Raw genomic sequence first — 26,138 nt, 5'->3', positions numbered from 1 at the left:
CCGGGCTGGTACCGGCACATCACCCTCGCGATGCTCGCTCACGCCTTCCTCGCCGCCATGGCTGCCGCCAGCATCACTGAAAGGGGGGCCGCAGAAACGGATCTTTCCTCGTCCCGCTCAGCCTGGCGGAGATCCGCAAGCTCATGGCAGCTTGCCGCCCTGGAACAGGTCACCGTCAGCGCACACAGCACGCCCTGAGATGGTCCCGCTTCCGGCGCAGCCACCAGGCCACCGCCGAACGCTGTCACTACCAACGCCGCACCCCGCATCACGAACTCCGGCAACATGGCGGACAGTCAGCTCGCTACACTCGAAAACAAGCCTTTGACCAGCGGCAATAGCAAAGTGCAACTGGAGTATTAGGCGGCGCGTCCCCTCCGGCGGGCCGGGCCCGGCACCCGCATCACGCCCATGCACGCACTCCGCCGCGCACATCAGGCCGTCCTGTGCACGCACTGCGCCGCACACAGGACGGCCTGTGCGCGGCGCAGTGCGTGAGTACGGGTGTGATGCCGCGGGGCGCTAAGGAAGCTGGGTGTCGATCGCCGCTCGGCCCTCCTTCTCCAGCCGGCGCCGCGCCCACTCCAGAGTCGCCGGAGTCACATCACGCCCCGAGGAGAGCACCAGGTCCTCGGGCGTGACGTCGTCGGTGGCGCCGGTGTGCAGCAGGCTGTCGGGGGTCACCTCCGACGGCTTCGGCCTCGAAACGGATTCCTCGCTCATACCGCCTCCTTGTTTCGTCGATCAGTCGGCATTCTGGTTCCCGCGTACCCGCACCGCATCCGGTGAACATCCCCTGGCCCTGTGGGTTCTTCCGTTCCGGATGCGAGGGGCGCCTGCCTGCGGCAGCGTGGGCAATGTGGGCAGCTCAATCGGGCCGGACGAGGCACGGAGTGGGACACATGAGCGAAGACAACATGGTTCCTCCCGAGGACGACGGCGTTCTGGACGCCCAGGACACGCTCGAGAGCGACGATCTGGAATACGACCCCCTCGACGCGGGTATCTCGCCCCCCGAGCACTGGTCGCCGGCCGAATTCTTCGGCAACACGGCCGAGGAGGCGCATCGGGGCGAGTCGCTGGACCAGCTTCTTTCCGAGGAGGAGCCGGACATCGATCCGGACGCCCCCGACGAGGACGAAGAGGAAGACGAGCTCAAGGGTCTGGACGAAGAGCTCGAGGGCCTCGACGAGGAACTGGAAGACATGTAGCCGACGGCTACGCGGGCGACTGGCCCTCACCGGCCGGACCGCCCTCACCGCTCTGCCCACCCCGGCCGCCCTGCCCCTGCGGCCCCTCCTGTCCCTCCGCCCCCTCCTGCCCGTAGCGCCGCTCGAACCGGGCGATCCGCCCCTCCGTGTCCACTGTCCGGGCCCTGCCCGTGTAGAACGGGTGGCTCTCCGATGAGATCTCGACATCGACGACGGGATACGTGTTGCCGTCGTCCCACTCGATGGTGTTCTCGCTGGTGGCCGTCGACCGGGTGAGGAAGGCGTATCCCGCGGCCCGGTCCCTGAAGACCACCTGCTGGTAGGAGATGCTGGCGTCCGGCTTCACGTCTGGCTCCTTGCCTCGTGGTACGGGGGCGAGTGCGCGCGTACGGATCGGGCCTTCTCAGGCTAAGCCGGACGGCGCCCGTCGGCATCCGTCGCCGTGACGCCCGCTGCCGCGCCCGCTCCCCCACGCGCCGCCGTGCCCCTGAACGTCGAGCGGTAGGCGCTCGGCGAGACTCCCAGAGCGGCGTGCAGGTGCTGGCGCAGCGACACCGCCGTACCGAAACCGACCGCCGCCGCCACCCGGTCGACCGGCAGATCTGTCTCCTCGAGCAGCTGCCGGGCGCGGTCGACCCGCTGTGCGGTGAGCCACTGGACCGGCGTCTGCCCGGCCTCCTCGCAGAACCGGCGGGAGAACGTGCGCGTACTCATCGTGGCGCGCCGGGACCGTGACGCTTGCCGTGGCGGCGCTGGCCGCCCTGCCGCTCGTACTCCTGCTGCTGCGCGATCGTCCGACGGATGTCGGACTACGGCCGTACGGGGCTCCGGAGCACGGCGCGGAGCGTTCCCCGCAGCGGTCCGCGCCCGTTCCCGGAGCGCCTCGTCGCTGCTCGCGGCGATCGGCGTCTTCAACGTCGCGGGAACCGTCGCCTCGGGCTGGCTGACCGACCGCCTCGACCCCCGGCGCCGTCGTGCACTTCGGGCTCCTCGATGTCGCCACGGTGCCGCCGACGCTCACCCTGTGCCGCGAGCTGTATGGCAAGGACAGCTCCATCGTCTTCGACTGGGTCGCAGCGGCGCACCAACTCGGCGCCGGACTGGCCGCGTTCGCGGGCGGCGTGGCGCGGGACGCCTTCGGTTCGTACGACCCGCTGTGGGTGGGCGCCGGCGCACTGTGCGGGGCGGGTGCGCTGCTGGCGCTGATGGTCGTACGGCCGAGGCGAGCGGCGGAGTGAGGAAGACCTGGCCCCCTACCCCGCCCGCGGGGCACACAAGCCGGGCCGACCGGAATTCAGGCAAAAGCGTTACTACGTAAGGAAACTGACCGTAATCGGCCTGTACGGTGCCCCGCATGGACGGGGTTCGGGGCGCACGCTCCTTCGGGGAAGAACTGCGGCGTCTGCGGAGCGAGCGCGGCATCTCGCTCACGGCACTGGCCCGGTCGATCCATTACAGCAAGGGCTACCTCAGCAAGATCGAGAACGGCGGCAAGCCACCGACCCCGGACGTGGCCAGGCGCTGCGACGAGGCGCTGGGCGCGGGCGGCGCCCTGGTGCGGCTGGTGGCCGACGTACCGCCCGCGCGCCGTCCGATGACGCCGTCGCCCCAACTGCCCGGCCCGGCCGGCGCGGTGTGCCCGTACCGGGGCCTCGCGGCCTTCGGGCCCGAGCACGCGCAGTGGCTCTTCGGGCGGGAGCGGGCGACCGCCGAGCTGGTCGGCAAGCTCGCCGAACGGGCCGGCAGCGGACCACTCGCGGTCGTGGCCTCCTCGGGGGCGGGCAAGTCCTCACTGCTGCGGGCCGGTCTGGTGCCCGCGCTGCGGCGCGGCGCGCTGCCCGTCGAGGGGTCGAGCGGCTGGCCGGTGGTGGTGTGCACGCCCACCGCGCATCCGCTGAAGGAGCTGCTGCGGTGCGTGACCGAAGTGCTGGGGGCGGGGTTCGGGGTGGACCCGGAGTCGTTGCGGGTGCGGCCACGGGCCATGGCCGACGCCGTACGGCCGCTGCTGGCGGCGGGGCCGGGGCGGCCCCACGCCCTGCTGGTCACCTGGCAGCAGCGCACCGGACGGACGCTGACCGTCGCGGGCTACGAGACGACCGGCGGCATCCACGGCGCGATCGCGCGGACGGCCGAAGCCGTGTTCACCCGGCTTCGGCCCGCCGAGCAGGAGATGGCGCGGCGGGTCCTGGTGCGACTGGTCCAGGTCGGCGCGGGCGACGGCGGCGACGGGAGCGGGGACAGCGACGCGGCGACCCGGCGCAGGGCGAGCCGCGAGCTGCTGCTGGAGCAACTGCCCGACCGGCGCGGCGTGGAGGCGGCGCTCGACGCGTTCGTACGGGCCCGGCTCATCACCGTGGACAGCGACGCGGTGGAGATCACCCACGAGGCGCTGCTGCGCGCCTGGCCCCGGCTGCGCGGCTGGATCGGCACCAACCGGGCCGGGCTGCTCATCCACCAGCGGCTCGCCGGGGCCGCCGCCGAGTGGGTGCGCGCGGACCGCGATCCCGGACTCCTGTACCGGGGGACGCGGCTCGCCGCCGTACAGGAATGGGCGGAGCAGACCGACGGACGGGCCGAACTCGCCACGTACGAGACCGAGTTTCTCGACGCGAGCCGGGCCCAGGAGGAGGCAGGGAAGCAGGCCGCGCGTCGCCAGGTGCGCACCCACCGCAGGCTGCTGGTGCTGCTTGGCGCGCTCCTGGTGCTGGCACTCCTCGCGGGCGGAACGGCGTTCCACCAGCGGTCCCGCGCCGTCGACGAGCGCCGGATCGCCCAGTCGCAGGCGATGGCGGTACGGTCCGGCGCTCTGGCGTCCGGGCAGCCGGAGGCGTCGATGCGCCTGGCGGCCGAGGCGTACCGCACCGCGCCGACCACCGAGGCGCGCGGCGCGCTGCTCAGCACACAGGCGCAGTACTTCGCGGGCCGCCTCGGCGGGCACACGGGGCCGGCCAACGGCGTGGCGTTCAGCCCCGGTGACAAACTGCTGGCGTCGGCCAGTTCGGACGGCACCGTGCGGCTGTGGGGAGGGGTGGACCACCGCACTCCGGTGGATACGCTCACGGGCCACGGCGGTCCGGTGGTCTCCGTGGCGTTCAGTCCCGACGGGCGGCTGATCGCGTCGGCGGGCTACGACGGGTCGGTACGGCTGTGGGGCGTGGCGGACCGTCAGCCGGCCGGGACGCTGCTCGGCCACGGCGGCGCCGTACGGTCGGTCGCCTTCGGTCCCGGCGGGCGGAGCCTCGTGTCGGGCGGCGCGGACGGGACGGTGCGGCTGTGGGACGTGGGGCGCCGGCAGGTACGGGCGACGCTGCGGGGCCACGGCGACAGCGTGCACGGGGTCGCTTTCAGCGCCGACGGGCGAACCGTCGTGTCGGGGTCGTCGGACCGTACGGTCAGGATCTGGGACGTGGCCCGGCGCGCCGTGCGGGCGACGCTGAGCGGGCACAGCGACGGCATCCTGGGGGTGGCCTTCAGCCCGGACGGGCGCAGCGTCGCCTCGGGCAGTGCGGACCGTACGGTCAGGATCTGGGACGTACGCCGCCACAGACTCCTCGCCACCCTGACCGGACACACCGGCTCCGTCTTCGGCATCGCCTTCTCCCCCGACGGACACCTCCTCGCTTCCGCGAGCGCCGACCGTACGGTCAGGCTCTGGGACGTACGCCGCCACAGACTGCTCACCACCCTCACCACCCTCACCGGCCATCAGGACTTCGCCAACGCGGTCGCGTTCAGCCCGGACGGCAAGATGCTGGCGGTCGGTGGTGACGACCTGACGGTGCGGCTGTGGAGCGTGGCGGACCGCAGGTCCCGCGCGGTGCTGCGCGGCCACACGGGCTCGGTGCGCGGGGTGGCGTACAGCCGGGACGGGCGGACGCTGGCCAGCAGTGGCAATGACGGCACGGTGCGCCTGTGGGACACCACGCACCACCGGCCCGCCGCCACCCTCACCGGCCACAGCGGCGCGGTGCGGGCGGTCGCCTTCGATCCGGGCGCGGGTGCGGATGCGCCGGGCACGACGCTGGCGAGCAGCGGCAGTGACGGCACGGTGCGCCTGTGGGACACCACGCACCACCGGCTCACAGCCACCCTCACCGGCCACAGCGGCGCGGTCTGGGGCGTCGTCTTCGATCCGCGGTCGCGCGCGCTGGTCAGCAGCAGCAATGACGGCACCGTACGGCTGTGGACCACCGATGTGAGGGCCGTTTCCCGGGGCGTTTCCCGTTTCCTGGCGCGTCAGGAGACAGCTGGGTCCTCGACACCGCCGGGCCTCGCGGCTCAGTCTCGAAGGGCCGGACCGAACGGAACGAAGCCGACGAACCGGAAGCCTGACGGAAGATGAACGGGGATCAGACATGCGCAATCGATGGAGAGCGGCAGCCGCGGCGGCGGCCGTCGGACTGTCACTCACCGCCTGGCCGGCGGAGGCGGGGCAGCCCGTACGAGTGGCGGCTTCCGGGACCACGGCCGCCGAAGGGTGTGACGTCCTCGCACCCGGAGTCTCGGCGGCCGCCGAGAAGGCGGTACGGGCCGCCTGTTCGCAGATCGGCTTGTGGTACTCGTGGGGCGGCGGCCACGGCCCGGCCCCCGGGCCCACGTACGGGATGGTGGACCCCACCGATCCGGCCAGCGAACACGATCCGCAACGGCGCGGCTTCGACTGCTCGGGCCTGGTCAGGTACGCCTACGCCGAGGCGACCGGCCAGGACATCCTGAACGGCACGGCCCACAGCCAGTACAACACCCCGCACGCGACTGCCCGCTTCGGCCCGTCGGAGGGGACCGGGCCGCTGGTCCCCGGAGACCTGCTGGTCTACGGGAACGCCCGCAAGGTTCATCACATCGCGATCTACCTCGGCGCCGGAAAGATGGTGGAGGCGAGGCAGTCCGGCACGCGGATCATGGTCAGTGATGTGCGCTTGGCCGGCGACTACTTCGGGGCCGTACGCGTCAACGGCACGCCGGGACAAGGCACGTTCAGCACCTGGGGTACGGACGTGTGGACGCATGCCGAGGCGTCCACCACGAGTGCGCGGGTGCACAAGTTCGCGGGGCCGACGTCCGTGCGCGTCTCGTGCCAGAAGCACGCCGAGCCGGTCACCGCCGAAGGCATCACCAACGACGCCTGGTCCTATCTGCCGGACCACAAGGCGTGGATCACCAACATCTACATCAAGGGCCCGGCCTGGCTCGACGGCGTGCCCACCTGCCCGTAGGACACACGAACACCTCAAGGAGAAATCATGAGCCCCAACCTGAACCTCAGCCTCACCAAGAAGCTCGCGGTCGCCCTCGCCGCGACCGCTCTGACGGCCGGCCTGGCCGGCGTCACGGCTCCCGCCACCGCCGCCCCCGCCGGACCCGCCGCCGAATGCGGGGTCCGCTCGGACGGCAGGCTGTACTGCGGCAACCGGGCCGGTGCCAAGGGCTACGAGCACCGGTCGTACGCCTCGGCGGTGCGCGGCCAGATGAACACGACGTTCAGCTGGTTCCAGTGCTGGGGCCGCGGCGACAGTCACCCGGGCGGCAACAACATCTGGTACTGGACCAAGCTGGACAACGGCCAGTGGGGCAACATGCCGGCGGTGGACGTCCACACGTCCGTCGACCCGGCACCCGGCCTGCGCGAGTGCTGACGCACTGACGCGCTGACGCAGTGAGGAGTGGGCCGCCCCTACGGACCAGGGGCGGCCCACTCGGCGTGCCCGCCCCCGCTTCCCGCCCCCTCCGGACGCGCCGCCGCGCCGCCGCGTCCGGCGCGGATGACGTCACCGCCGTTCACCGCTGTTCACCGCCGTCGCCCGGCCCCCGCCCCGAGCAACGCTGAACGCCGCGCGCAGGCTGTCAGTACCGCGAGGACCGCGACCGAGCCCCCGAAAGCCATGACCGTCGCGGGAGACGTGCGGTCCACGACCGCGCCACCGGCCAGCGCCCCGACGGAAATGGTCGCCTGGAAGGACGCGGTGAAGAGGACGGAGGCGGCCTCCGGGGCGTACGGCGCGGACGCGGAGAACCAGGCCTGCGAGCAGACCGGCACGGCGCCGTAAGCGGCGCCCCAGACGACCAGCAGCGCGATCGCCCCGACTTCCCACCGGCCCAGCACGGGGAGCAGCAGGGTCGCGCAGGCGAGTACGCCCGCGACGGTCCCGAAGGTGGCGGCCGGGCGGCGTACGACCATCGCGCCTCCCATGAAGTTCCCGGCGATTCCGGCGACTCCGTACACCAGCAGGCAGACGGTGATCACGCCCGGCCCCACGTGGGTGACCTCCTCCAGGAAGGGGGTCACATACGTGTAGGCGGCGAAGTGGGCAAGGACGACGAGGAAGGTCATGAGCAGCGCGAAACGGGTGCCGACGCTGCGGAGCATGCCACGGAGCACATCGGGGCCGGTGACCTGAACAGCGGGCAGTGAGGGGACCGTCAGGGCCAGCATGACGAACACGCCGATGGCCAGAATGCCCATGCAGGTGAACGCCGTTCGCCAGCCGGCGAGGCTCCCGATGAACGTGCCCGCAGGCACACCCAGCACGGACCCGAGCGGAACGGCGGAGAAGATGACCGCGGTCGCTCGGCCGACCGACTCCGGCGGGACCAGCCGTTCCGCCAGACCGGCCCCGATCGACCAGAACCCGCCGATGGTGACACCGACCATCACCCGCGATACCAGGACGAGCCAATACGCCGACGCGGCCGCGGCCAGGAAGTTCGCCAGCGCCAGCAGCACTATGAAGGCACAGAGCATCAGCCGGCGGTCGATCCGGGCGGTCGCCACGGTGACGACCGGGGCGCAGACCGCGGCGAGAATCCCCGGCAGGGTCATCATCAGACCCGCCTCGCCGTCCGAGATGCCGAAGGCGGACCCGACCGATGTCAGCAGGCCGATGGGCAGGATCTCGGTGGTGACGATGGAGAAGATCCCCGCCATCACCGCCCACACCCCCAGCCAGCCGGTCAATGATGATCGAGTCGAGGAGGAAGAGGGGGTGGAGGTGGTGGAGGTGGCTGCGGTCATGGGATCCGTCCCCTGGTGGGCGTCTCGGTGGCTTCGCCCACCAGTCCAGCAGCCGCCGGCACACCGGGTCTGGCAGCCTTCCGACATCAACATCACCTCCCCGGCGTAACTCCCCCGGTGTAAAGGGTGCGACAGCAAATAAGACTCACAGCCTCAAACCGGCAGAAACAGGGAATCACTCAAGGAGCACGTCCGAACGGCGGGCCGCCGGCCGTCCCCTGCTTGTGACCGGGGGCGGCCGGCAGACTGGTCAAAAGGAGCCGGAGTCATGACGACGAACGACAACCGCACGATCACCGCGGACAACGAGGCTCCCGTGCACCGGGAACACGACGACCAGTCCTGGCAGGCGTCGGACGCGGCGCAGTACCACGCCGCCCAGGCCGCCCTGGAAACGGTGCTGCCCCCGGCGCCGGTGCCCGTGGAGCGGGCGCTGAAGAGGGAACTCAACCAGCTTTGGCACACCCTGGAAACCCGTCCGGTGATCGGCCTGGCCCGCACGATTGTCATGACCCTGGGAGGCTGCACCCACGACGAGGCGTTCCAGGTTCTGGTGGATGTCTCCCGGCACACCAACATCGAGTTGCGCGAGATCGCCCAGCGCCTCGTCGACAGCGTCGACGGACCACCTCCGAGCGGACCACTGCGTACGGCCCTGCACAACGCCTTCGAACGGCTCGACACCACCACCGTCCGACCCGACACGGCCGGGTGAGACAACCGGAGAAGGCATGGCCCGCGCTCCGGTACGGCGTGCGACGCCGGTGGGGCCGCGGGCGGGCTGTTCCGCGACCACGACCCGGCGGCCTGGCGCCGGGCCGTGGAGGTCAACCTGATCGGCCCGTGGAGGTCAACCTGATCGGCAGCGCGGTCACCGTCCGGGCCTTCCTGCCCGCGCTGCTCCTGACGCGCGGCTACTACCTCCAGGTCACGGCGTCCGGCATCGCTGTCTCCCGGCCGGCCGACTCCTGACCGGTCGGCGGCTACTGGTCAGTCGCCTACTGATCGGTCGGCTTCTGCCCGGCCGGATGCTGATCGGTCGGCCCCTGTCCCGCCGGCTCCTGTGCGCGGAGCGGACCGCGGGTAAATGCGGGTATACGGGCTCAGGACCGCGCGCTCGCGCGCCGCGTAGTGCGTTCGACGACCTTGGCGAGCCGGCCGAGCATGCTGCGGTGGCGCAGTTGCAGTACGGCGTCGAGGGCCGCGTTGTGCAGCGCGCCGCCCACTCCGCGCAGGGGGTGCTCGTCGAGGATGACCAGCGCGTCCTCTCCCCAGGGGCGGACCTCGATGGCGATCCTGGCGGTGCCCAGGGGGCCGCTGTCGACCTCCAGTTCCAGCTCGTGCGGCGGTGCGGCCCGGCGTACGATCGTCTTGCCCGTCAGGGTCCACGGCCCGACGCACACCGTGTAGTCGATCGTCGCGCCGACCTCCGGCCAATGGCCCTTGCCGGGCCGTGAGTCCGAGGTTCCGACGACCCAGTCGCTGTACCGCGACCCGTCCGCCAGGACCTCCCACACCGCCTCGGGCGAAGTGCGGATCAGCTGATGCCGTACGGCCATGGGTCCTCCAACGCCTGGACAGAAACGTTCGCCGGCCCCCGAGTGCCCAGCCTAGGGCGCCCCACCCCCATCGACCTCCCGGACGCGTCCGGGCGGCCCCGGCCGTCGGGCTCCGCACGTGTCACGTGCGGAGCCCGACGGCCGGACCGCTGCTGTGGCGGGTTCACCGGGTGACGACGTGCCGTTCGTTGGGAACGCAGTGCGTCATGGTCAGACCGGTCACGTCGCGCGGCGGGTTCTCCCCCAGGTTGGCGAGCCGCTTGCGGTCTTCGTCGGTGAGGTCCTGGCTGGCCAGCGGCTCCAGCCCGGCGACGTCCTGCGGGCTGATCCCGAGTCCGTCGCCCACCCGCAGGCCGAGCTCGTTCTCGACCATGAGGAAGTGCCACACCATCCGTTCCTGCACGGGACGGTCGCAGTCGGACAGCAGGGTGATGAAGTTGTGCACCAGGTCGTCCCGCTCCCAGTCCTCCATGAGCCGGAAGCGCTGACCGGCCTGCATGTAGTCGTTGGTGCGCGGGATGCGCTTGCGCGTGAGCCGGCCGCGGATCTCCGGGCCCTGCTCGTCGTGCGTGGGGTACTGGCCCTCGCGCAGGCCGCCGGTAATCGACGGTTCGTAGTTGACGCTCGGGTTCTCCCCGGCGCCGTCCACGTGGTACGTCATCATGCCGTCGCGCTGGTTGGTGCGTACGTCGGCGTTCTTGGCATGGTTGACGGGGAGCTGGAGGTAGTTCGGTCCTACGCGGTGCCGCTGGGTGTCGCTGTAGGAGAACGTCCGGCCCACCAGCATCTTGTCGTCGGAGAAGTCCAGGCCGTCGACGAGCACACCGGTGCCGAAGGAGATCTGCTCGTTCTCGGCGAAGAAGTTCTCCGGCATGCGGTTGAGGACCATCTTCCCGACCGGCTTCGGCGGGAAGTCCTGCTCGGGCCACGTCTTGGTGTCGTCGAGCGGGTCGAAGTCCAGCTCGGGGTGGTCGTGGTCCTCCATCATCTGGACGACGAGCTCCCACTCCGGGTAGTCGCCCCGGCCCACCGCCTCGTAGAGATCCTTCGTGGCGTGGCCGAGCCCCTTGGCCTGTACGTTGGCCGCGTCCTCCTCGGTCATGCTGCGTACGCCCTGCTTGGGCAGCCAGTGGTACTTGACCAGGACGGAGTCGCCCTCGGCGTTGATCCACTTGTACGTGTTGACGCCGAACCCCTGCATGTGGCGGTAGTCGGCCGGGATACCGCGCGGGCTGAACAGGTTGACGAGCATGTGCATGCTCTCGGGGGTCTGCGACATGAAGTCGAAGATCCGGCGCGGCTGCTGCTCGAAGCTGATGGGATTCGGCTTGAGCGCGTGGATGACGTCCGGGAACTTGATCGCGTCCCGGATGAAGAAGACGCCCAGGTTGTTGCCGACGAGATCCCAGTTGCCGTCTTCCGTGTAGAACTTCACCGCGAAGCCGCGCGGGTCGCGCGCCGCCTCGGAGGAGTCACGGCCCCCGATCACGGTGGAGAAGCGTACGGCCAGGTCGGTGCGCTTGCCGCGCTCCTGGAAGATCTTGGCCCTGGTGAACCGGCTGATCGGCTCGTCGCCCCAGGCGCCGTACGCCTCGAAGTAGCCGTACGCGGTGACTCCCCGGGCATGGACGACGCGCTCGGGGATACGCTCACGGTCGAAGTGGCTGATCTTCTCCAGGAACTGGTAGTTCTCCAGGGTGGCCGGGCCCCTGGCTCCTACCGTGCGCTGGTTCTGGTTGTCGTAGACCGGGTGGCCCTGCCGGTTGGTCAGTACCTTCCGGTCATCCTCGGGGGACGGGCCCTTGCCGGATACATCCGTCACGATCTTCAACCCCTTCTATGCCAGTTTTGCCGGATATTCCACACTATTCCTCTTGGGGTGGAAGCCCGGCACGCCCGACGGGGTCACGCAGGGTGCGTCGTCACCACCCTGCGCCCGGCCCCGCGAGACGGGCTTCGCTGCCCGGCCAGTACCCAGCGGCACAGAAGTCATACGACCGGCCCCGCGGAATCCGGCCCCGCAGCGGAACCCGGACCGCGCGGGGGCGGCGGCTCAGTCCCGCCCCTCTGCGCCCAGGTAGTGGAAGCCCGGCCGGGGGTGCATCAGGAACTCGTGGTGCGAGATGTTCCACGCGTACGCGCCGGCGAGTGAGAAGGCCACCCTGTCCCCCACCCGCAGGCCCGCCGCCGGGACCTGCCGGGCCAGGACGTCCTTCGGGGTGCACAGCTGACCGGTGAGGGTGACCAGGTCCCGCCGGGCCGCCGAGCGCGGCCAGGGGTGCGGCCAGTCGTCCACCGGCAGTACGGAGCACGGCTGGTCGTGGCCCTTCGTGGCCGGGGTGCGCAGATGGTGCGTACCGCCGCGGACGACCGCGAACTCCTCGCCGTGGCTGTTCTTCACGTCCAGCACCTCGGTGGCGTACCAGCCGCAGTACGCGGTGAGCGCCCGGCCGGGTTCGATACGGATCGTCAGGTCCGGGTGCGCGTCGGCCAGTTCGCCGAGCCCTTTGCCGTACGCCGCCCAGTCGAACCGGCGCCACGGCTCGGCGTAGTCCACCGTCATGCCGCCGCCGACGTTGACCTCCGCGAGGCGAAATCCGTGCCGGTCCGCCAGGCCGGTGGCCCAGCCCACCACGGACTGCGCGACCGCCAGCTGCTCCGCGGCCTCAAGACCGCTGGCCAGGTGGGCGTGGACACCCCGCAGCTCCAGGTGCGGGAACGTGCCGTCGGTGAGCAGCCGCACGGTCTCGTCGGCCTCGGCCGGGTCGAGTCCGAACGGCGTCGGGCGGCCGCCCATCGCCAGTGAGCTGTTCTCCAGCGAACCGTCCGGCACCGGCAGATTGAAGCGCAGCAGCACCGCCACCCGCGCGTCCGGCACGGTCCGCGTGGTCAGTTCGGCCAGCATGCGCAGCTCGTACGCGCTCTCCACGTGGAAGCGTCGTACGCCCAGCTCCAGCGCGGTCGTGATCTCCCGAGGGGTCTTGCCGGGACCGCCGAAGGCCAGCGGATGTCCGGGGACGGCCTCGTGGACGTGGGTGAGTTCGCCGCCGGAGGAGACTTCGTAGCCGTCCACGTACGGGGCGAGCGCGGCCAGGATCTCGGGGTCCGGGTTCGCCTTGGCGGCGTAGTACAGCTCGACGCGTGCGGGCAGGGCGGCCCGTACCGTCTCGGCGTGCTCGCGCAGCGCCGCCAGGTCGTAGAGGTACGCGGGGAGCTCGGCGGAGGGCAGGGCGAGGGCGCGGTCGCGCACCGCGGAGGTGGGGTCGGTCATCGGGCGTTCCAGGGGGTGTCGGTGCCGGTCGCCCCGGTCAGGACGTCCTCGGCGAGCGGCGAGGGGAGCCGTACGTATCCGGCCTCACGGTCGGCCTTGCGCTCCCAGCGGGTGAGCAGGTTCGCCTTGGCGGGCAGCGGCACGCCCGCGAGGAGGGCGGCGAGCCGGGGCGGGCAGCCGTGCCGGTCCGCGTAGCTCTGGAGCGTGGCGCGGACCTTGGCCCAGAGGGCGGGCTCGGTGTCCGGGTGCAGGTCGGCGAGGGCGGCGAGCATCTCGGCGACGTGGTTGACCAGCAGGCAGTAGACCACCCGGTCCCAGCCGCGCTCCGCGTCGTACGTCATGGGGCCGGCGACCTCGGGCGGGAGCGCCGCGAGGGCGTCCGCGTGGTGTTCCGGGACGAGCTTTGTGCCCTCCAGGTCGCGCAGGAGCACCTGGGCGGGCATGCCGTCGTCGTCGACGCAGACGACGACGTTCTGCAGGTGCGGCTCCAGCACCAGGCCGTGGTCGAAGTAGGCGGCGAGGACGGGCGGCAGCAGCAGTCCGAGGTACGCCTCCCACCAGTCCAGCGCGGCCTGCGGGCCGGCCCCGTCGATGAGGTGGGAGATGTGGCCGGGACCTGTCGGGTACTCGTCGGCGACGGCGGCGGCGAGCAGCGCCGTGGTGCCGGGGAGCTGGCGCCGGGAAAGGCCCTCGCGGACGATCACTCCGAAGCCTTCGAGCAGTGCGAGGTCCGGTACGCCGTCGGGGCCGGGGAGGGCGAGGCTGCGGTAGGCGGGCTCGCGGAGCACGGCGGCGCCGGGGAACCTGACGGCCAGGTCGGCCAGGGCGGGGCGCAGGAGGCGGGTCAGGGCCACGGCGCCTGCCAGCTCGTAACTGGCGTTTTTGCGCAGGCAGTTGGTGATGCGGATGTTGAGGCTGAACTTCAGGAAGGTCTCGCCGTCGTACAGCGTGCGGACGGACGCGGTGGCGGCGAACGGCGTGCGGCCCTCCCCCAGGTCGATGACGTCGCCGCGCGTCAGCGCCTCGCGGAGCGGGGGGTGCTCGCGCAGCAGCTCGTACTGCCAGGGGTGCGCGGGCAGCAGCCGGTAGCCGGCCGGGACGGCCGGGGCCGCGTCGCCGTGCAGCCGGTCCAGGCAGTCGGCCGCGCCCGGCTCGGCGCTCTCCCCGGTGATCAGCTCCTCGCGTACGGCCAGGTGGCGCAGCGGGAAGGACGCCGCCGCCTCGGGGGCGTACGACGACCAGGCGCCGGGGTCGCCGGTGCGGGCCTTCGGGGTGGGGTGGAAGCGGTGGCCGAGGACGAGGGACTGCTCGGACGCGAGGTATGAGAGGTGCCGGCCGTCGGCCGCCGGGCGGGGCCCGGCCGCGAGCGCGGCGCTGACGCCCTGGTGGCTGGAGGCCACCTGTTCCAGGAACTCCTCGTTGCGTACGCCGGTACGGAGCGAGAGTTCGGCGTGCGCGTAGTCGGCGAGGCGGTGCCAGCCGACCTCGGTCCAGGCGCCGTCCCGCTGCTCGGTCACCGGGCCGGTGAAGCGGTGCGCGCCGAGCAGCGAGGTGCGGCGCAGCGCGACCCGCAGGAGTACGCCGCACCGGGGCAGGCGCAGCATGAGCTGCCCCTCGGAGACGGCGGTCTGGTGCTCGGGGCCGGACACCTCGCGCAGCAGGCAGTTCAGGAGGGTGTGTGCCACGGCCTCGTCGGCGGTGGGCAGGCCGCGCGGGGCGGAGGCACGACGGGGGGCGGTGCCGGTCGGCAGTGTCATCAACGGCTCCTGCGAGGACGGAACGAACGGCGGATCACGAGGGGGAGGGCGACCAGGAGGGCCGCGGTCACGGCGGCGGCGGTGCCGGTCAGTACGGGCGCGCCGGGGCCGAACCAGTTGTTGCCGGCCGCGGCCGCCAGGCCGGCGGCGACGGCCCCGGCCTTGGAGAAGAACTCCAGCGAGCCGAACATCCCGCCGGGCGCCCGGCCCTTGGCGCAGTCGGCGGCCAGCAGCGACAGACAGACGAGGCCGAGGGTCAGGCCGGCGCCGAGCAGCAGCCGGGCGCCCGCGAAGGCGGCGAGCGTACCGGCCACCTCGTGGGCGGCGAGGCCGAGCGCGATGAAGGCGAAGCCGAGGGCGATGCCCAGTCGGGGGCGGCTCTCGAAGGCGGAGTGCACGGCCATGGCGGCAAGGAGGTAGCAGACGTGCGGCAGCGCGAAGAGCACTCCGGACATCAGCGGCGTCGTCCCCGGTATTCGCTCGTCGACGAGGGAGATCAGGTACGGGAAGGAGATGACGGTGGAGAAGACGAAGGCGAACTCCAGGGCGTAGAGCGTGCGCAGCGGCATGACCGGCGGTTCGGCCGCAGCGCTCTCCACCGCCTTGGGCGCGCAGTGCGCGCGGGCCTTTGGTGGTTCCGGCAGTGCGGCGAGCATCAGGGCGGCGCCGAGCGGCAGTACGGCGAGCAGGGCGTACTGGCGGTGCGGCGAGAGCCAGGGCGACAGGGCACCGACGACGATCGGGGCGAGGACGAGGGCCGCGCGTGCGCTGCCCTGCATCAGGGTGAGCGCCCTGGACAGGGCCGGGCCTTCGAGTGCTGCGCCGAGATAGCCGTTGGACGCGGCGAAGGTGCCGCCGAGGATGCCCTGCAGGACGAGGGCGGCGGTGAAGGTCGCGAGGGAGTCGGCCCAGCCGGCGAGCAGGAAGGCCACGGCGAGGCCCAACTGGGCGCGCAGCAGGAGCCGTTTGCGTCCGTAGCGGTCGGCGAGGCGGCCCCACAGGGGGGCGCCGAGTCCGCCGAAGACGGTGGGGACGACGTACAGCAGACCGGCCCAGCGGGCGGCCGTGTCGCCGAACTCCGGCAGGATCTCGGTGAGGTATGGCGGCAGGCCGAGGGCGGCGAAGGACGCCACGAAGTAGCAGCCCGCGACGGCGTGCACCTGGCGGCGGCCGAGGGCGGGGGCGGCAGGGGCCCGGGCGGGAGCGGCAGCGGATTCGCGTGCGGCGGCCGTGCGGGTGGTGGTGGCGCTCATCGTGTGTCCCCCGTCCGCAGGAGGTAGTTGGGGCCGTCGGTGTAGTGCTTGTTGATGTCGGCGGCGCCCGAGCGCTCCTTGCTGAGCAGGGTGCCCGCCGTGACCATGGCCTTGACGGGGAGGCTCGGGGCGTCCAGTACGTGGGCGCGCAGCGCCGCGCCGGGTTCGCCGGGTGCGGTGCCGAGGCGTTCGGCGGCCTCGGCGAGCCGGTCGCGTACGAGCCCCAGCAGCGCGTCGAGCGGCGCGCGGCCGTGCCGGGCGAGCCCGAAGGCGTACGCTCCCGCGCACAGGTGGACCGTGATCGTGGTGAACAGGTCGGTGAGCTGCCGGTCGTCGTCCGTGAAGATCCGCGGGTCGGCGAAGTCGGACGGGGCGGGGGCGGCGGCCCCGAGGGTCTGGCGCAGCCGGGCGGTGTGGACGCGCGGCCCGTCGTTGTCCTTCAGCAGGAGCCGCAGCCGGGTCACGCCCGCGCGGGCGTCGAGCACCAGGGAGATGTTCTGCTGGTGGGACTCCAGTGCGACGCCGTACCGGAAGAGCGTGGTCTGCCAGTCGAAGAGGAGGGTCAGGCAGGCGTCGAGCAGGGCGACGGGGTCGCCGCCGTAGAACCGGTCGGCGAGGTGGTCGATCACGAGCCCGCCGCCGGGTGCTTCGCTCAGCAGCGCGGCCATGGGGACGACGGCCGACGCGTCGAGGCCCGCCGGGTAGCGGCGGCAGAGTACGGCGAGGAGTTCGTGACCCGCGTGGGCGTACGTCGTCTCGTCCGCGAGCAGGACCGTTTGCGCGAACCGCTCCTCGCGGGCGATCACGCACTCCAGCAGCCGCTGACCGGCCGCGCCGTCGACGAGCGTGCCGGGCTTGATGGTGCGGCGGTTGCGCAGGCCCAGGGACGCGGTGGCGAGCGGCACCTTGAGGTGGAGGGTGGGGTCCCCGGTGAGGGCGACCGTACGCATCGAAAGCGTCGGTACGGCTTCCAGGCACGGCCGGTCGGCCAGGACCGCACGGTCCGTGAGCCCGCTCTCCCGCAGGGCTTCGCGCAATGGCGCGCCGGCCGACAGGGGGTGCACGGGGAGCGCGAGATGGCTTCGGCCGAGCTGGGGCAGGCCGAGGTCCGCCGGGGTGGGCCAGCAGTCGGGCAGTGCCGCAGGGCCGCCCGGCAGGGTGACCGCGTCCTGGGGTACGGCGATCCAGCGCAGCGCAAAGCGCGGGTGGAACTCCGGTGCGTACGCGCGCAGTTGGTCACGGCCGAGCCCGGACCGGCCGCGTGCGGTCGGGTAGACGGGGTGGTCCAGGTGGGCGGCGAGGGTGTCGTGGGCGAGGCCGGCGGCCAGACCGGTCCAGTCGGCGGGTGTGGCGCCGTACCGGGCGGTGAGTGCCTCGGTGACCTCGTGGTGCGCCTCGGTGTGCAGGCGGACGGTGTCGAGGGTCTGCCGGCACTCCTCGGCGAAGTCGTCGAAGCCGCCCCGGTCGGCGGGGTCGGCCAGGGCGCGCAGCGCCGCGACGACCTCGTCGGTGGTGGTCAGTTCGGCGCCGTCGGACTCCCGTCGCAACAGGGGCAGCCGGGCAGCGTCGGCGCACTGGAAGCCGTCGGCGGCGACCGGGAGCAGTAGCGCGTCGGGGGTGCCCACGTCGCCGCAGGCCAGCCGCAGCCAGCGGCCGTCCGCCAGCTCCAGGGGGGTGCCGCGCGTCCGCAGGCCGACGACGTCTTCGCGCAGCAGCGCGCTGAGGACCCGCAGGAGCAGTCCGGCCTCGGCGGCGTCGGGCGCTGCGGTTTCGGTCACCGCCTCAGCGTCGGTCGTCACCCCGGCGGTCGTCACGTCGGCGGTCGTCACGGCGTGAACTCCCAGCGCTGCTCGGCGAGGAAGCCCTCCACGGCTCGGTCGACGGCCCCCTGATCGGTTCCGACGGCCCGGACCACTCCGACGTAGTCCCGGTTGGTGTGGTGGATCTCGTGCCGCTCGCCGACCTCGCGCAGCGGGCGGTAGGTCAGCTGTACGCCGTCCACTGTCAGGTCGGCGGCCGCCGGTGCCGCGGTGAGTGTCCCCGCCCGCTCGGCGCACGGGTAGTCCATGCGGGCCCGCCCGTCGGAGCGCGCCCCGAGGTCGTCGGGGAGCGGCTCGCCCAGGTGCGTACGCAGGATGTGCTCGAACAGCGGGATGCCGAGCAGCTCTCGCAGCACCAGGTCGCACTGGTCACCGATCACCCGGTAGTTGACCTCGATGATCCGTGCGCGGCCCTCGTGCACCACGAACTCGGTGTGGCAGGCGCCGAATCCGACGCCGAGCGCGTCGAGCTGCGCGAGCACCTGGGCGACGACGGGCTCGGGGTGGGCGGGGACGTACGTGAGACGCGTCTCGATGAAGTATGGCGGCGGCGAGAGCTCGGTGTGGAAGCCGCCCAGCACATGACGCAGCCGGCCGTCACCGAGGGTCTCCAGCGTGTACAGCTCCCCGGCGAGGTACTCCTCGACGACCAGGGCCGCTTCCGGCCGCCGCGCCTGTATTTCCTTGCAGCGCCGCACCAGTTCGTCGTCCGTGCTCGCGAGCACGACGTCCTCGCTGGCCACACCTTCCCGTGGTTTGACCACACAGGGGTACGGAACGGGGCGGGACACCAGCTCGGCGGCGTCCTGCCCGGCGGCGAGTTCGGCCGACCACACGCAGTCGGCTCCGGCGGCGGCGAGGTGCCTGCGCATTTCGGCCTTGTCCTTGGCGCGCAGGGTGGCCCGCCAGTCCTTGGCGGGCAGGCCGAAGTACGCGGCGGCCAGCGCGGCCTGGGTCTGGAGGTGGTCGCTGTTGGTGAAGACGGCGTCGGCGGGGTGGTGCGTGGCGATCCGGGTGATGACGGCGCGGTAGTCGCGTACGTCGCACTCCAGGATCTCGATGTCCGCGGCGGTGCGCCGGTGGGGCTCGGGCTGGTCGGTGAGCAGGGTGATGTCGATGCCGAGCCGACGGGCGGCGGGGAGGAAGCCCTCGGAGACGGAATCGGTCGGGTTGAGGGCAAGCAGGTACATCCGCATGAGCGGGGGGACCCCTTCCGGGCCTGAAGTGGGGGGACGGTGACGCCGGGCGGGGGCGGGCCGGCCTGCGGCCCGCCCCCGGCAGGGGTTACTTCTTGGGGAGTTCCACGCCGGCGGCCTTCGCCACGTCGGCGAGCATGTGCCCGGCGGCCTGGACACCGATGCCGGACATCCACGTCTCGTCGGGAACGGTGAAGACCTTGTCGTTCTTGACCGCGTTCAGGTCCTTCCAGACCGGGTTGGACGTGACGTCCTTCTGCTTGGTCTTGGACGGGTCGTCGGCGAGCGTGACGAAGATCAAGTCGGCCTCGGCCTTGTCGATCTGCTCGGGGCTGACGTCCAGCATCGTGACCTCGGGGTCGGTGGAGGACTGCGACGTGGGGCGGGCGAGGCCGATGTCGTTCAGGACGATGCCGCTGTACGCCGACTTCTGGTAGAGCCGGGTCGGTCCGGCGACGAAGCGGACGACGGAGGCGGAGGGCATCTTGCCCTTGTACTTCTTCTTGATCTCCTCGCCGAGGGCCTTGGCGCGGTTCTCGTACGCCGTCAGCGCGTTCTTGGCCTGCTTCTCCAGGCCGAGCGCCTCGGCGTGCACCGCCAGGTTCTCCTTCCAGGGCCCGCCGGTGGTCTCGGTGAAGACGGTCGGGGCGATGCCTGAGAGCTTCTTGTACACCTTCTCGTGGCGGACCTTGGAGGACAGGATCAGGTCGGGCTTGAGTGCGGCGATCTTCAGGAGGTTCGGTTCGAGGAGCGGGCCGACGTCCTTGACACCGTCGGTCTTGCCCTTGAGGTAGTTCGGGAAGCCGCCCGCGGTCTTCATGTGCGGGGAGACCGCGCCGACCGGCTTGATGCCGAGCATCGTCACGTCGTCCAGTTCACCGGTGTCGAGCACGACGACACGTGCCGGCCTGGCGGGGATCTTGGTGCTGCCCATGGCGTGCTCGACGGTGCGCGGGAAGCCGGCGTCCGCCTCGGCGCCCGCCTTCTGGGGCTTGTCGTCGGCGGTCTTGCCGTCGCCGCAGGCGGTGAGCGCGGTGGCGCCGATGAGGACGGCGGAAAGCGCGGCGCCGAAGCGGCGCAGGCCGCGGCCGGAGGTGCTGGTGTTCATGAGGGTGTTTCGCCTTCTTGCGGTGAGCGGATGGGGACGGAAAGGCGGTCAGAGGGATGCGGCAGCGGTGTGCCGGGCCGCTGTGCTCTTGGGGACGACCAGCGGGGTGCCGGTCTCCGGGTCGGGGATCACCCGGCAGTCCACGTCGAACACGGACTTGACGAGTCCGGCGTCGAGCACCGCCGCCGGCGGTCCCGCGGCGGCCAGCCGCCCGTCTTTGAGCACCACGAGGTGGTCCGCGTAGCGGGCGGCCTGTCCGAGGTCGTGCAGCACCATCACCACGGTGCGGCCGGCCTCGGAGTGCAGTTCGGCGACCAGGTCGAGTACGTCGAGCTGGTGGCGCAGGTCGAGGAAGGTCGTGGGCTCGTCGAGCAGCAGCAGCTCGGTGTCCTGGGCGAGCGCCAGGGCGATCCAGGCGCGCTGCCGCTGGCCGCCGGAGAGCCGGTCGACCGGCTGGTCGCGCAGCGCCGCCGTGCCGGTGCGCTCCAGTGCGGCCTCCACCGCTGCCTGGTCGGCGGTGGACCAGGGGCTGAGGAGTCGCTGGTGCGGGTAGCGGCCGAGACGTACGAGCGCTTCCACGGTGATGGCCTCGGGGGTCACGGGCTGCTGCGGCAGCAGGCCCATCCGCAGCGCGAGGGAGCGGGCCGGCATGCCGTGGATGTCGGCGCCGTCCAGGGTGACGCTGCCGCCGGCCGGGCTGAGCAGCCGGTTCAGGCCGCGCAACAGGGTCGACTTGCCACAGGCGTTGGGTCCGACGATGGCGGTGACGGCGCCGCCGGGCAGGACCAGGTCGAGGCCTTCGATGACGGACCGGTCGCCGTAGCGCAGGTCGAGGCCGTGGGTGGCCAGCTCGTTCGACTGCCGCTCCGGCGGCCGCTGCGTGGTCGTGGTCATAGGGAGCTCCTGTTGACGGCCTTGCTCTGACGGATCATCAGCACCAGTAGCCACGGGGCCCCGAGGGTCGCGGTGACCACCCCGACCGGCAGCCCCTCGACGGGGAGCACGTGCTGCACGATCAGGTCGGACGCCAGCAGCAGTACGGCGCCGGCCAGGCCGCACAGTGCCAGCGTGCCGGGGGTCGGCGGCCCCGCGAGGAACCGCACGACGTGCGGCACGGCGAGCGCCACGAATCCGACCGGTCCGGAGATGGCGGCGGCCAGCGACGCGAGCACGATGGCGGTGACGAGCAACTGGAGACGGGCGGCGGAGGTGTTCAGGCCGAGCCCGCCCGCCGAGTCGTCACCGAGGTCCAGTACGGCCAGCCGCCGGTGCAGGGTGAAGGCGACGGCCAGGGCCAGGACGACAGCGCCCGCCACCGCCCAGACCTCGGTCCAGGTACGTCCGTACAGCGATCCGGTGGTCCATTGCAGCGCGGAGCCCGCGAGCTCGGCGGGGAAGCGTACGACCATGAAGTTCACGGCGGCGGCGAGGCCCGCCTGCACGGCGAGGCCGACCAGCACCATGCGGGTGACGTCGAGTCCGGAGCGCCAGGCGAACACCCCGAGCAGCAGGGCGGCGAGCAGTCCGCCGCCCAGCGCGCCGAGCGGGATGAGGGCCTGCGAGGCGCCGACGGCGAGCATCGACACCGCTCCGAAGGAAGCGCCGCCGGTGATGCCCATGACATCCGGGGAGGCGAGCGGGTTACGGAACAGCCGTTGCAGCAGCGAGCCCGCGACGCCGAGGCCGGCTCCCGCGACGACCGCCGCGGTCAGCCGGGGCGCCAGGAACTCCTGGACCACGAACACATCACCCTCGTCGCCCGCCCCCACGAGGGCGCGCAGCGCGACGTACGGAGTCATGGGCAGTTCGCCGACGGTGAGCGAGACGGTGGCGAGCGCGAGGAGGAGAACCACGGCTCCGCCACCGAACAGGGCGGAACGCCGCCGCTGCCGGGCCCGCGATGCGCCGGCGCGCCGGACCGGGGCGGTCGGTGCGGTCTTCGTCGCCTTCACAGTGCCGGTCACCGGGCCACCTTCCGGGCGAGCAGGGCCAGCAGCGGGGCGCCGAGGAACGCGCTGACGATGCCGACCTCCAGCTCGGACGGGCGTATGACGACGCGGCCCAGCACATCGGCGGCGAGCAGCAGCAGCGGACCGGCGATCAGGCAGCCGGGCACGAGCAGCCGGTGGTCGGCGCCGAGCAGCGGGCGCACCAGGTGCGGTGCGGCGAGGCCGATGAAGGCGATGGGTCCGGCGGCGGCGACCGCCGAACCGGCGAGCAGGATCACGGCGATGCCGCCGGCCAGCCGGATCCGCGCCACGGGTACGCCCAGCGACTGGGCGGCGTCGTCGCCGAGCGCGAGGGCGTTGAGCGCGGGGGAAATGGCCAGGGCGAGCACCAGTCCGACGACGAGCGTGGGCAGCACCGGCCAGAGCACGTCGAGCTGACGCTCGGCCAGCGAGCCCGCCAGCCAGAACCGGGCCTCGTCGAGGGTGCGCCGGCTGGCCAGCATCACCGCCGAGGTCCAGGACAGCAGGACCAGTTGCAGCACGGTGCCGCCGAGCGCGAGCCGCACCGGATCGAGATCGCCGCCGCGCCGGGCGAGTGCCTGGGCGAACAGGGCCGCGGCCGCCGCTCCGGCGAAGGCGAACCAGACGTACTCGGCGGGCCGGGTGAGATGCAGGGCGAAGATGGCGACGACCACGGCGAAGCCCGCGCCGGCGTTGATGCCGAGGGTGGTGGGTGAGGCGAGCGGGTTACGGGTGATGCCCTGGGCGACGGCTCCGGCGACCCCCAACGCCGCGCCGACGGCGAGTCCGAGGACGGTGCGCGGCAGCCGCAGGCCGGTGACCACGAGCGCGTCACGTCCGACGGCGTCGCCGAACAGCGCGTCGGCGACGACGGACATCGGTACCGGCCGCGAACCCATGGCGAGGCTCAGCGCGGCGCACAGCGTCAGCGCGCAGGCGCCGACGACAAGTAGCGGTACCCGCCGGACGGTTGTGGGGGGCGGAGCAACTGCCAGGGCCCCCGGCTCGATCTTGGACACGAGGCGACAGGTTAGGTTAGGTGTACCTAATTCTGTCAACTCGGTGTCCGGCGCCTCCGCTCCGGACACCCCCTGATCACCAGGATGAGGATATGGACTAAGGTAAGGCTGACCTTACGTTAGCGATGTCGTCCAGCGATGCTCTGAGGGGAGTCGAAGATGCCGGTTCCGGCACCCACCGCACCCGCCCCGGCCGAGAGTTCCTCCGTACTCCTGGCTGACACGTATCAACGCCTCGCGCACCTCTGTGAATCGCTGCACGTGAAGGTCACGCATACGGCGCGTCCCGCCGACGGCTGGACCGACAGCGCGCGCCTGGTGTCCGAGCCCGGACAGCTCGACGACTTCGTCGGCGCGGAGTCCCGTCGCATCGAAGCCGCGCACGGCCACACCGCCCGCCCTGACGTCGCCGCGTCCAGGGCGCTTCACCACTACCTCTGGTCGGTCTGCCTGCTGATGAGCGGCCCCTGGTACCTGGAGCGGCGGGTGCCGCTACTGCGCCCGCAGGACGTGCACATCGAGCCCGGCAGCGGAGACCTCGCCGTCGCGCCCGGCGCATTCACCTGCCTCCCGGACGATCCCGCGGCCGCGTCTCCCGGCGTACGTGTCGTCGCCGACGAGGAGGCGCTGCGCGCCGAGCTGCGGACCGTCGTGGCCGAGTTCGTACGTCCCCTGCTCACCGCGCTCGCACCCTGGCTGCGCCGGGGGCCGAGGGTGCTGTGGGGCATGACCGGCGACGATCTGGTCTCCGGGATCTGGTACGTCGGCCGGATGCTCGGCGAGGAGGACCGGTCCGTCCGCGCCGCAACCGAACTGCTCCCCGGCCCGATCGCACCGTTCCCCGGCGGCGCGGACTTCCGTCGTCTGCGCGACAGCGGCGGCGTGCCGCACACGACGCGCACCCGGCTCGGCTGCTGCCTGTACTACACGATCCGCCCCGACAGCGCTTGCCTGACCTGCCCGCGCGTCTGCGACAGCGAGCGCCTGGAGCGGCTCGCCGGACGGGCTTAGGAAGGCCGGCTCGTCGCGGGCCTCACAGCCGCGGCTCCGGTCCCCAGTAGTCCGGGCCGCCGCCACGCCAGTCGATCAACGGGGACACCACGGCTTCGGTGTCCTCCATGTCGAGTCCGGCGCGGCTCAGGAACTCGACGAGGTCGGGCAGGCCCGACGCGAGGCCGAAGTCCTCACCGCGCACAGTCACGCGACGGCCGCTGTCGCCGAGCGGCGGATGGACGATCACAGGCATGTGTCCGGACATGGATCCAGCGTCCCCCCGGATCGCCCCCGGCGCATCCGGACAGCGACACGCCAACCGGTCTGCTACTCCCGGTTCAGGTGTAGTCCGCCGTGTTACGCACTTCACCGAACCGGGGGAAGATCCTCTCCACTGTGAAGTCGTGCTCGTCGGCGGCGAAGCCTGACATCGCGTCGGCGACGAACTCCACCCGATAGCCGTGGTCGCAGGCTGCCCGCGCGGTGGACTCCACCCCCATGGTGGTGACCAGTCCGGCGAGGACCAGCGTGTCCACGCCGTGTCTGCGCAGCTGGTCGTCCAGACCGGTGCGGTGGAACGCCCCGACGGTGTGCTTGACGACCACGATGTCGCCGGGCTGGACCAGCCCGTCGACGAAGCCGCTGCCGGGCGGCTGCTCGGCGACGTCCGGCCGTTCCACCCGGACCAGCACGACCGGGCGGCCACCGGCCCTGAACACCTCGGCCAGCCGGCGACAGCGGGCCAGCACCTCCTCGCCGGAGTGCGGAGCGAGGGGGAGGGCGACGATACGCGGCATCAAGTCGATCAGAATCAGAGCAGAGGTCACACATACGATCGTAGGGCCCGGCGGGCGGCCTTGACGGTCCACCGATGAGCGCTTCCGCGACCGAACCCAGTCCGGCCCGTCCGGTGACGCCGACACTCCCCACGCACGGCACGCCTGCCCGTACGCACACGTGCCCGGCGGTTTCGCCCAGCAGTTTCGCCCGGCAGATTAGGCCGGCCGGGCGACTGCCACGGTCCCGAAAGCCCGGCGCGTGCTCACCGCTGCGGAGGCCACTGTCTTGGTCGTTAGCGCGGGTGCTGGAGGAAGGCTATGAGAGCGGCTGTGAGTTCGGCGGGTGCGTCTTCCTGGACGAGATGGCCCGCACCGGCGATCGGCTCAAGTCGCGCACCTGGGATGCGGGTGGCGAGCTCCTGTCCCTTCGCCATGGGAATCCAGGTGTCGTCCTGGCCCCAGCAGACCAGCGTCGGGATGCTGATCTCGCTGTACTGGTCCTGCACCTCGTCGGTGTACCGCATGTCGGCCTGGGCGATCTGCCGGTAGAAAGCCGCCTGACCGAGGTCACCGAGCCAGGGCCGGACGAGCCGGTCGAGGACTGCCGGGTCAGGCCGGGGCTGCTGGCCGAACTGACATATTCGCGTACCAGGGCGTGGTGCAGCGCAGGGGGCAGTTGCTCGAAGACCTCGGCGTGCTCGCCGACAAGGCGGGAGAACGGGGACCCCCACGGCGCCAGCGCAACCGGGTCGACCAGAGCGAGCGCGCGGTAGCGGGCGCCGTGGAGCAGATGTGCCCGCAAGGAGACGGCCCCGCCGAAGTCGTGGGCAACCACCAGGGGTTCCTCCAGGCCCCAGTGCTCCATGAGTTCGGCGAAGAACCTGCCCTGGGCAGCCAGGGAGACATCCTGGCCGGCGGACTTCTCCGATGCCCCGTAACCGGGCATGTCCCATACGAACACCTGGTGATGGCGGGCGAGTGAGCGGGCGACGGCGCGCCAGACGTACGAGGAGAAGGGTGTGCCGTGGAGGAGGACGACCGGATCGTGGCCGGGTTGTCCGAGGCTGTCCCAGCGAACATCGCCGAAGGCGCTGCGGAATGTCTTGGTCAACTGCCATTCACTCACGGGTGCGGTTCCTCTCGGTTCGCCGTGCCTGGACAGGAGATTCACCCCGCGTCTGGTCACGCGG

22 protein-coding genes and 5 pseudogenes are annotated in these 26,138 nt (G+C 71.9%); 9 read left to right on the top strand and 18 right to left on the bottom strand.

The window, feature by feature from the left end; translation table 11 throughout:
- Positions 1–198: pseudogene (locus G412_RS40460) on the top strand (IS701 family transposase); the annotation flags it as partial.
- Between the two features lie 324 nt (positions 199–522).
- On the opposite strand, the gene G412_RS0111090 reads toward G412_RS40460, so the two are convergent.
- Positions 523–723 (bottom strand): hypothetical protein, encoded by a 201-nt coding sequence (locus tag G412_RS0111090; RefSeq protein ID WP_028812157.1) that lies wholly within the window; start codon positions 721–723, stop codon positions 523–525.
- 179 nt (positions 724–902) lie between these two features.
- On the opposite strand from G412_RS0111090, the gene G412_RS39600 reads away from it, so the two are divergent.
- The gene (locus tag G412_RS39600) at positions 903–1,211 is read left to right on the top strand and encodes a hypothetical protein (protein WP_051338270.1); all 309 of its coding nucleotides are present in this window, start codon (positions 903–905) and stop codon (positions 1,209–1,211) included.
- Positions 1,212–1,299: 88 nt separating this feature from the next.
- Here the strand turns inward: G412_RS39600 and G412_RS34005 are convergent.
- Together G412_RS34005 and G412_RS0111075 are read right to left on the bottom strand one after the other, a co-directional pair.
- Positions 1,300–1,557, bottom strand: a pseudogene (locus tag G412_RS34005) (type B 50S ribosomal protein L31); the annotation flags it as partial.
- A gap of 62 nt (positions 1,558–1,619) precedes the next feature.
- Positions 1,620–1,934: pseudogene (locus G412_RS0111075) on the bottom strand (helix-turn-helix domain-containing protein); the annotation flags it as partial.
- On the opposite strand from G412_RS0111075, the pseudogene G412_RS40785 reads away from it, so the two are divergent.
- The 4 genes and pseudogenes from G412_RS40785 to G412_RS0111055 all read left to right on the top strand — a co-directional run.
- Positions 1,928–2,449 (top strand): annotated as a pseudogene (locus G412_RS40785) (MFS transporter); the annotation flags it as partial. The pseudogenes G412_RS0111075 and G412_RS40785 sit on opposite strands and share 7 nt — an antisense overlap.
- Positions 2,450–2,565: 116 nt before the next feature.
- Positions 2,566–5,553, top strand: a complete 2,988-nt coding sequence (locus tag G412_RS33995) for an nSTAND1 domain-containing NTPase (protein ID WP_051338269.1) — start codon at positions 2,566–2,568, stop codon at positions 5,551–5,553.
- 13 nt (positions 5,554–5,566) lie between these two features.
- A complete protein-coding gene (locus G412_RS33990; protein WP_051338268.1) occupies positions 5,567–6,427 on the top strand; it encodes a C40 family peptidase in 861 nt (286 codons plus the stop codon).
- A gap of 27 nt (positions 6,428–6,454) precedes the next feature.
- On the top strand, positions 6,455–6,847 hold the full coding sequence (locus G412_RS0111055; RefSeq protein ID WP_037648332.1) for a hypothetical protein: 393 nt from the start codon (positions 6,455–6,457) through the stop codon (positions 6,845–6,847).
- A 152-nt stretch (positions 6,848–6,999) separates the two neighbouring features.
- Here the strand turns inward: G412_RS0111055 and G412_RS33985 are convergent, their stop codons facing one another.
- The gene (locus G412_RS33985) at positions 7,000–8,223 is read right to left on the bottom strand and encodes an MFS transporter (RefSeq protein WP_078606908.1); all 1,224 of its coding nucleotides are present in this window, start codon (positions 8,221–8,223) and stop codon (positions 7,000–7,002) included.
- Positions 8,224–8,491: 268 nt separating this feature from the next.
- Here G412_RS33985 and G412_RS37110 point away from each other — a divergent pair, with 268 nt between their 5' ends.
- Entirely contained in the window at positions 8,492–8,938 is a 447-nt protein-coding gene (locus G412_RS37110; protein ID WP_051338266.1) for an ANTAR domain-containing protein, read from the top strand.
- Between the two features lie 128 nt (positions 8,939–9,066).
- On the top strand, positions 9,067–9,195 hold the full coding sequence (locus G412_RS41375) for a hypothetical protein (RefSeq protein ID WP_279626766.1): 129 nt from the start codon (positions 9,067–9,069) through the stop codon (positions 9,193–9,195).
- Between the two features lie 131 nt (positions 9,196–9,326).
- Here the strand turns inward: G412_RS41375 and G412_RS0111035 are convergent, their stop codons facing one another.
- The 11 genes from G412_RS0111035 to G412_RS0110985 all read right to left on the bottom strand — a co-directional run bounded on the left by G412_RS0111035 (position 9,327) and on the right by G412_RS0110985 (position 23,152).
- Complete coding sequence (locus G412_RS0111035) at positions 9,327–9,782, bottom strand: SRPBCC family protein (RefSeq protein ID WP_028812153.1); 456 nt, start codon at positions 9,780–9,782, stop codon at positions 9,327–9,329.
- Positions 9,783–9,945: 163 nt separating this feature from the next.
- Positions 9,946–11,604, bottom strand: coding sequence for a catalase (locus G412_RS0111030; protein WP_028812152.1), 1,659 nt, complete (start codon positions 11,602–11,604; stop codon positions 9,946–9,948).
- 231 nt (positions 11,605–11,835) lie between these two features.
- Entirely contained in the window at positions 11,836–13,053 is a 1,218-nt protein-coding gene (locus G412_RS0111025; RefSeq protein ID WP_028812151.1) for a type III PLP-dependent enzyme, read from the bottom strand.
- Positions 13,050–14,810 (bottom strand): IucA/IucC family protein, encoded by a 1,761-nt coding sequence (locus G412_RS0111020; RefSeq protein WP_051338265.1) that lies wholly within the window; start codon positions 14,808–14,810, stop codon positions 13,050–13,052. The genes G412_RS0111025 and G412_RS0111020 overlap by 4 nt, the downstream gene beginning before the upstream one ends.
- Positions 14,810–16,063: an MFS transporter gene (locus tag G412_RS0111015; protein ID WP_028812149.1), complete on the bottom strand. Its 1,254-nt coding sequence runs from the start codon at positions 16,061–16,063 to the stop codon at positions 14,810–14,812. The genes G412_RS0111020 and G412_RS0111015 overlap by 1 nt, the downstream gene beginning before the upstream one ends.
- Positions 16,060–17,841, bottom strand: coding sequence for an IucA/IucC family protein (locus G412_RS0111010; protein ID WP_028812148.1), 1,782 nt, complete (start codon positions 17,839–17,841; stop codon positions 16,060–16,062). Before G412_RS0111010 ends, G412_RS0111015 begins: the two co-directional genes overlap by 4 nt.
- A gap of 47 nt (positions 17,842–17,888) precedes the next feature.
- Positions 17,889–19,079 (bottom strand): ATP-grasp domain-containing protein, encoded by a 1,191-nt coding sequence (locus G412_RS0111005; RefSeq protein ID WP_028812147.1) that lies wholly within the window; start codon positions 19,077–19,079, stop codon positions 17,889–17,891.
- Positions 19,080–19,167: 88 nt separating this feature from the next.
- A complete protein-coding gene (locus tag G412_RS0111000; protein WP_028812146.1) occupies positions 19,168–20,187 on the bottom strand; it encodes an ABC transporter substrate-binding protein in 1,020 nt (339 codons plus the stop codon).
- A gap of 48 nt (positions 20,188–20,235) precedes the next feature.
- Entirely contained in the window at positions 20,236–21,081 is an 846-nt protein-coding gene (locus G412_RS0110995; RefSeq protein ID WP_051338264.1) for an ABC transporter ATP-binding protein, read from the bottom strand.
- Positions 21,078–22,151, bottom strand: a complete 1,074-nt coding sequence (locus G412_RS33975; RefSeq protein WP_425274462.1) for a FecCD family ABC transporter permease — start codon at positions 22,149–22,151, stop codon at positions 21,078–21,080. Before G412_RS33975 ends, G412_RS0110995 begins: the two co-directional genes overlap by 4 nt.
- On the bottom strand, positions 22,148–23,152 hold the full coding sequence (locus G412_RS0110985) for a FecCD family ABC transporter permease (protein ID WP_028812144.1): 1,005 nt from the start codon (positions 23,150–23,152) through the stop codon (positions 22,148–22,150). Before G412_RS0110985 ends, G412_RS33975 begins: the two co-directional genes overlap by 4 nt.
- A gap of 183 nt (positions 23,153–23,335) precedes the next feature.
- Between G412_RS0110985 and G412_RS0110980 the strand changes: the two genes are divergently transcribed.
- Entirely contained in the window at positions 23,336–24,187 is an 852-nt protein-coding gene (locus G412_RS0110980) for a (2Fe-2S)-binding protein (protein ID WP_028812143.1), read from the top strand.
- Between the two features lie 22 nt (positions 24,188–24,209).
- On the opposite strand, the gene G412_RS0110975 is transcribed toward G412_RS0110980, so the two are convergent.
- The 3 genes and pseudogenes from G412_RS0110975 to G412_RS33970 form a co-directional block, all read right to left on the bottom strand.
- On the bottom strand, positions 24,210–24,434 hold the full coding sequence (locus G412_RS0110975; protein ID WP_028812142.1) for a hypothetical protein: 225 nt from the start codon (positions 24,432–24,434) through the stop codon (positions 24,210–24,212).
- A gap of 73 nt (positions 24,435–24,507) precedes the next feature.
- Positions 24,508–24,996 (bottom strand): isochorismatase family protein, encoded by a 489-nt coding sequence (locus G412_RS0110970; protein WP_078606907.1) that lies wholly within the window; start codon positions 24,994–24,996, stop codon positions 24,508–24,510.
- A gap of 245 nt (positions 24,997–25,241) precedes the next feature.
- Positions 25,242–26,074, bottom strand: a pseudogene (locus G412_RS33970) (alpha/beta fold hydrolase).
- Positions 26,075–26,138: the final 64 nt, after the last annotated feature.

The organism is Streptomyces flavidovirens DSM 40150 (assembly GCF_000429085.1).
GTDB lineage: Bacteria > Actinomycetota > Actinomycetes > Streptomycetales > Streptomycetaceae > Streptomyces > Streptomyces flavidovirens.
Note: the sequence above shows the minus strand (reverse complement) of the source record. Positions and strands in the feature narration are given on the sequence as shown.

Coding starts and splice junctions, on each gene's coding strand:
- G412_RS0111090 (WP_028812157.1), bottom strand. CDS start 723: ATGAGCGAGGAATCCGTTTCGAGGCCGAAGCCGTCGGAGGTGACCCCC.
- G412_RS39600 (WP_051338270.1), top strand. CDS start 903: ATGAGCGAAGACAACATGGTTCCTCCCGAGGACGACGGCGTTCTGGAC.
- G412_RS33995 (WP_051338269.1), top strand. CDS start 2,566: ATGGACGGGGTTCGGGGCGCACGCTCCTTCGGGGAAGAACTGCGGCGT.
- G412_RS33990 (WP_051338268.1), top strand. CDS start 5,567: ATGCGCAATCGATGGAGAGCGGCAGCCGCGGCGGCGGCCGTCGGACTG.
- G412_RS0111055 (WP_037648332.1), top strand. CDS start 6,455: ATGAGCCCCAACCTGAACCTCAGCCTCACCAAGAAGCTCGCGGTCGCC.
- G412_RS33985 (WP_078606908.1), bottom strand. CDS start 8,223: ATGACCGCAGCCACCTCCACCACCTCCACCCCCTCTTCCTCCTCGACT.
- G412_RS37110 (WP_051338266.1), top strand. CDS start 8,492: ATGACGACGAACGACAACCGCACGATCACCGCGGACAACGAGGCTCCC.
- G412_RS0111035 (WP_028812153.1), bottom strand. CDS start 9,782: ATGGCCGTACGGCATCAGCTGATCCGCACTTCGCCCGAGGCGGTGTGG.
- G412_RS0111025 (WP_028812151.1), bottom strand. CDS start 13,053: ATGACCGACCCCACCTCCGCGGTGCGCGACCGCGCCCTCGCCCTGCCC.
- G412_RS0111020 (WP_051338265.1), bottom strand. CDS start 14,810: ATGACACTGCCGACCGGCACCGCCCCCCGTCGTGCCTCCGCCCCGCGC.
- G412_RS0111015 (WP_028812149.1), bottom strand. CDS start 16,063: ATGAGCGCCACCACCACCCGCACGGCCGCCGCACGCGAATCCGCTGCC.
- G412_RS0111005 (WP_028812147.1), bottom strand. CDS start 19,079: ATGCGGATGTACCTGCTTGCCCTCAACCCGACCGATTCCGTCTCCGAG.
- G412_RS0111000 (WP_028812146.1), bottom strand. CDS start 20,187: ATGAACACCAGCACCTCCGGCCGCGGCCTGCGCCGCTTCGGCGCCGCG.
- G412_RS0110995 (WP_051338264.1), bottom strand. CDS start 21,081: ATGACCACGACCACGCAGCGGCCGCCGGAGCGGCAGTCGAACGAGCTG.
- G412_RS0110980 (WP_028812143.1), top strand. CDS start 23,336: ATGCCGGTTCCGGCACCCACCGCACCCGCCCCGGCCGAGAGTTCCTCC.
- G412_RS0110975 (WP_028812142.1), bottom strand. CDS start 24,434: ATGTCCGGACACATGCCTGTGATCGTCCATCCGCCGCTCGGCGACAGC.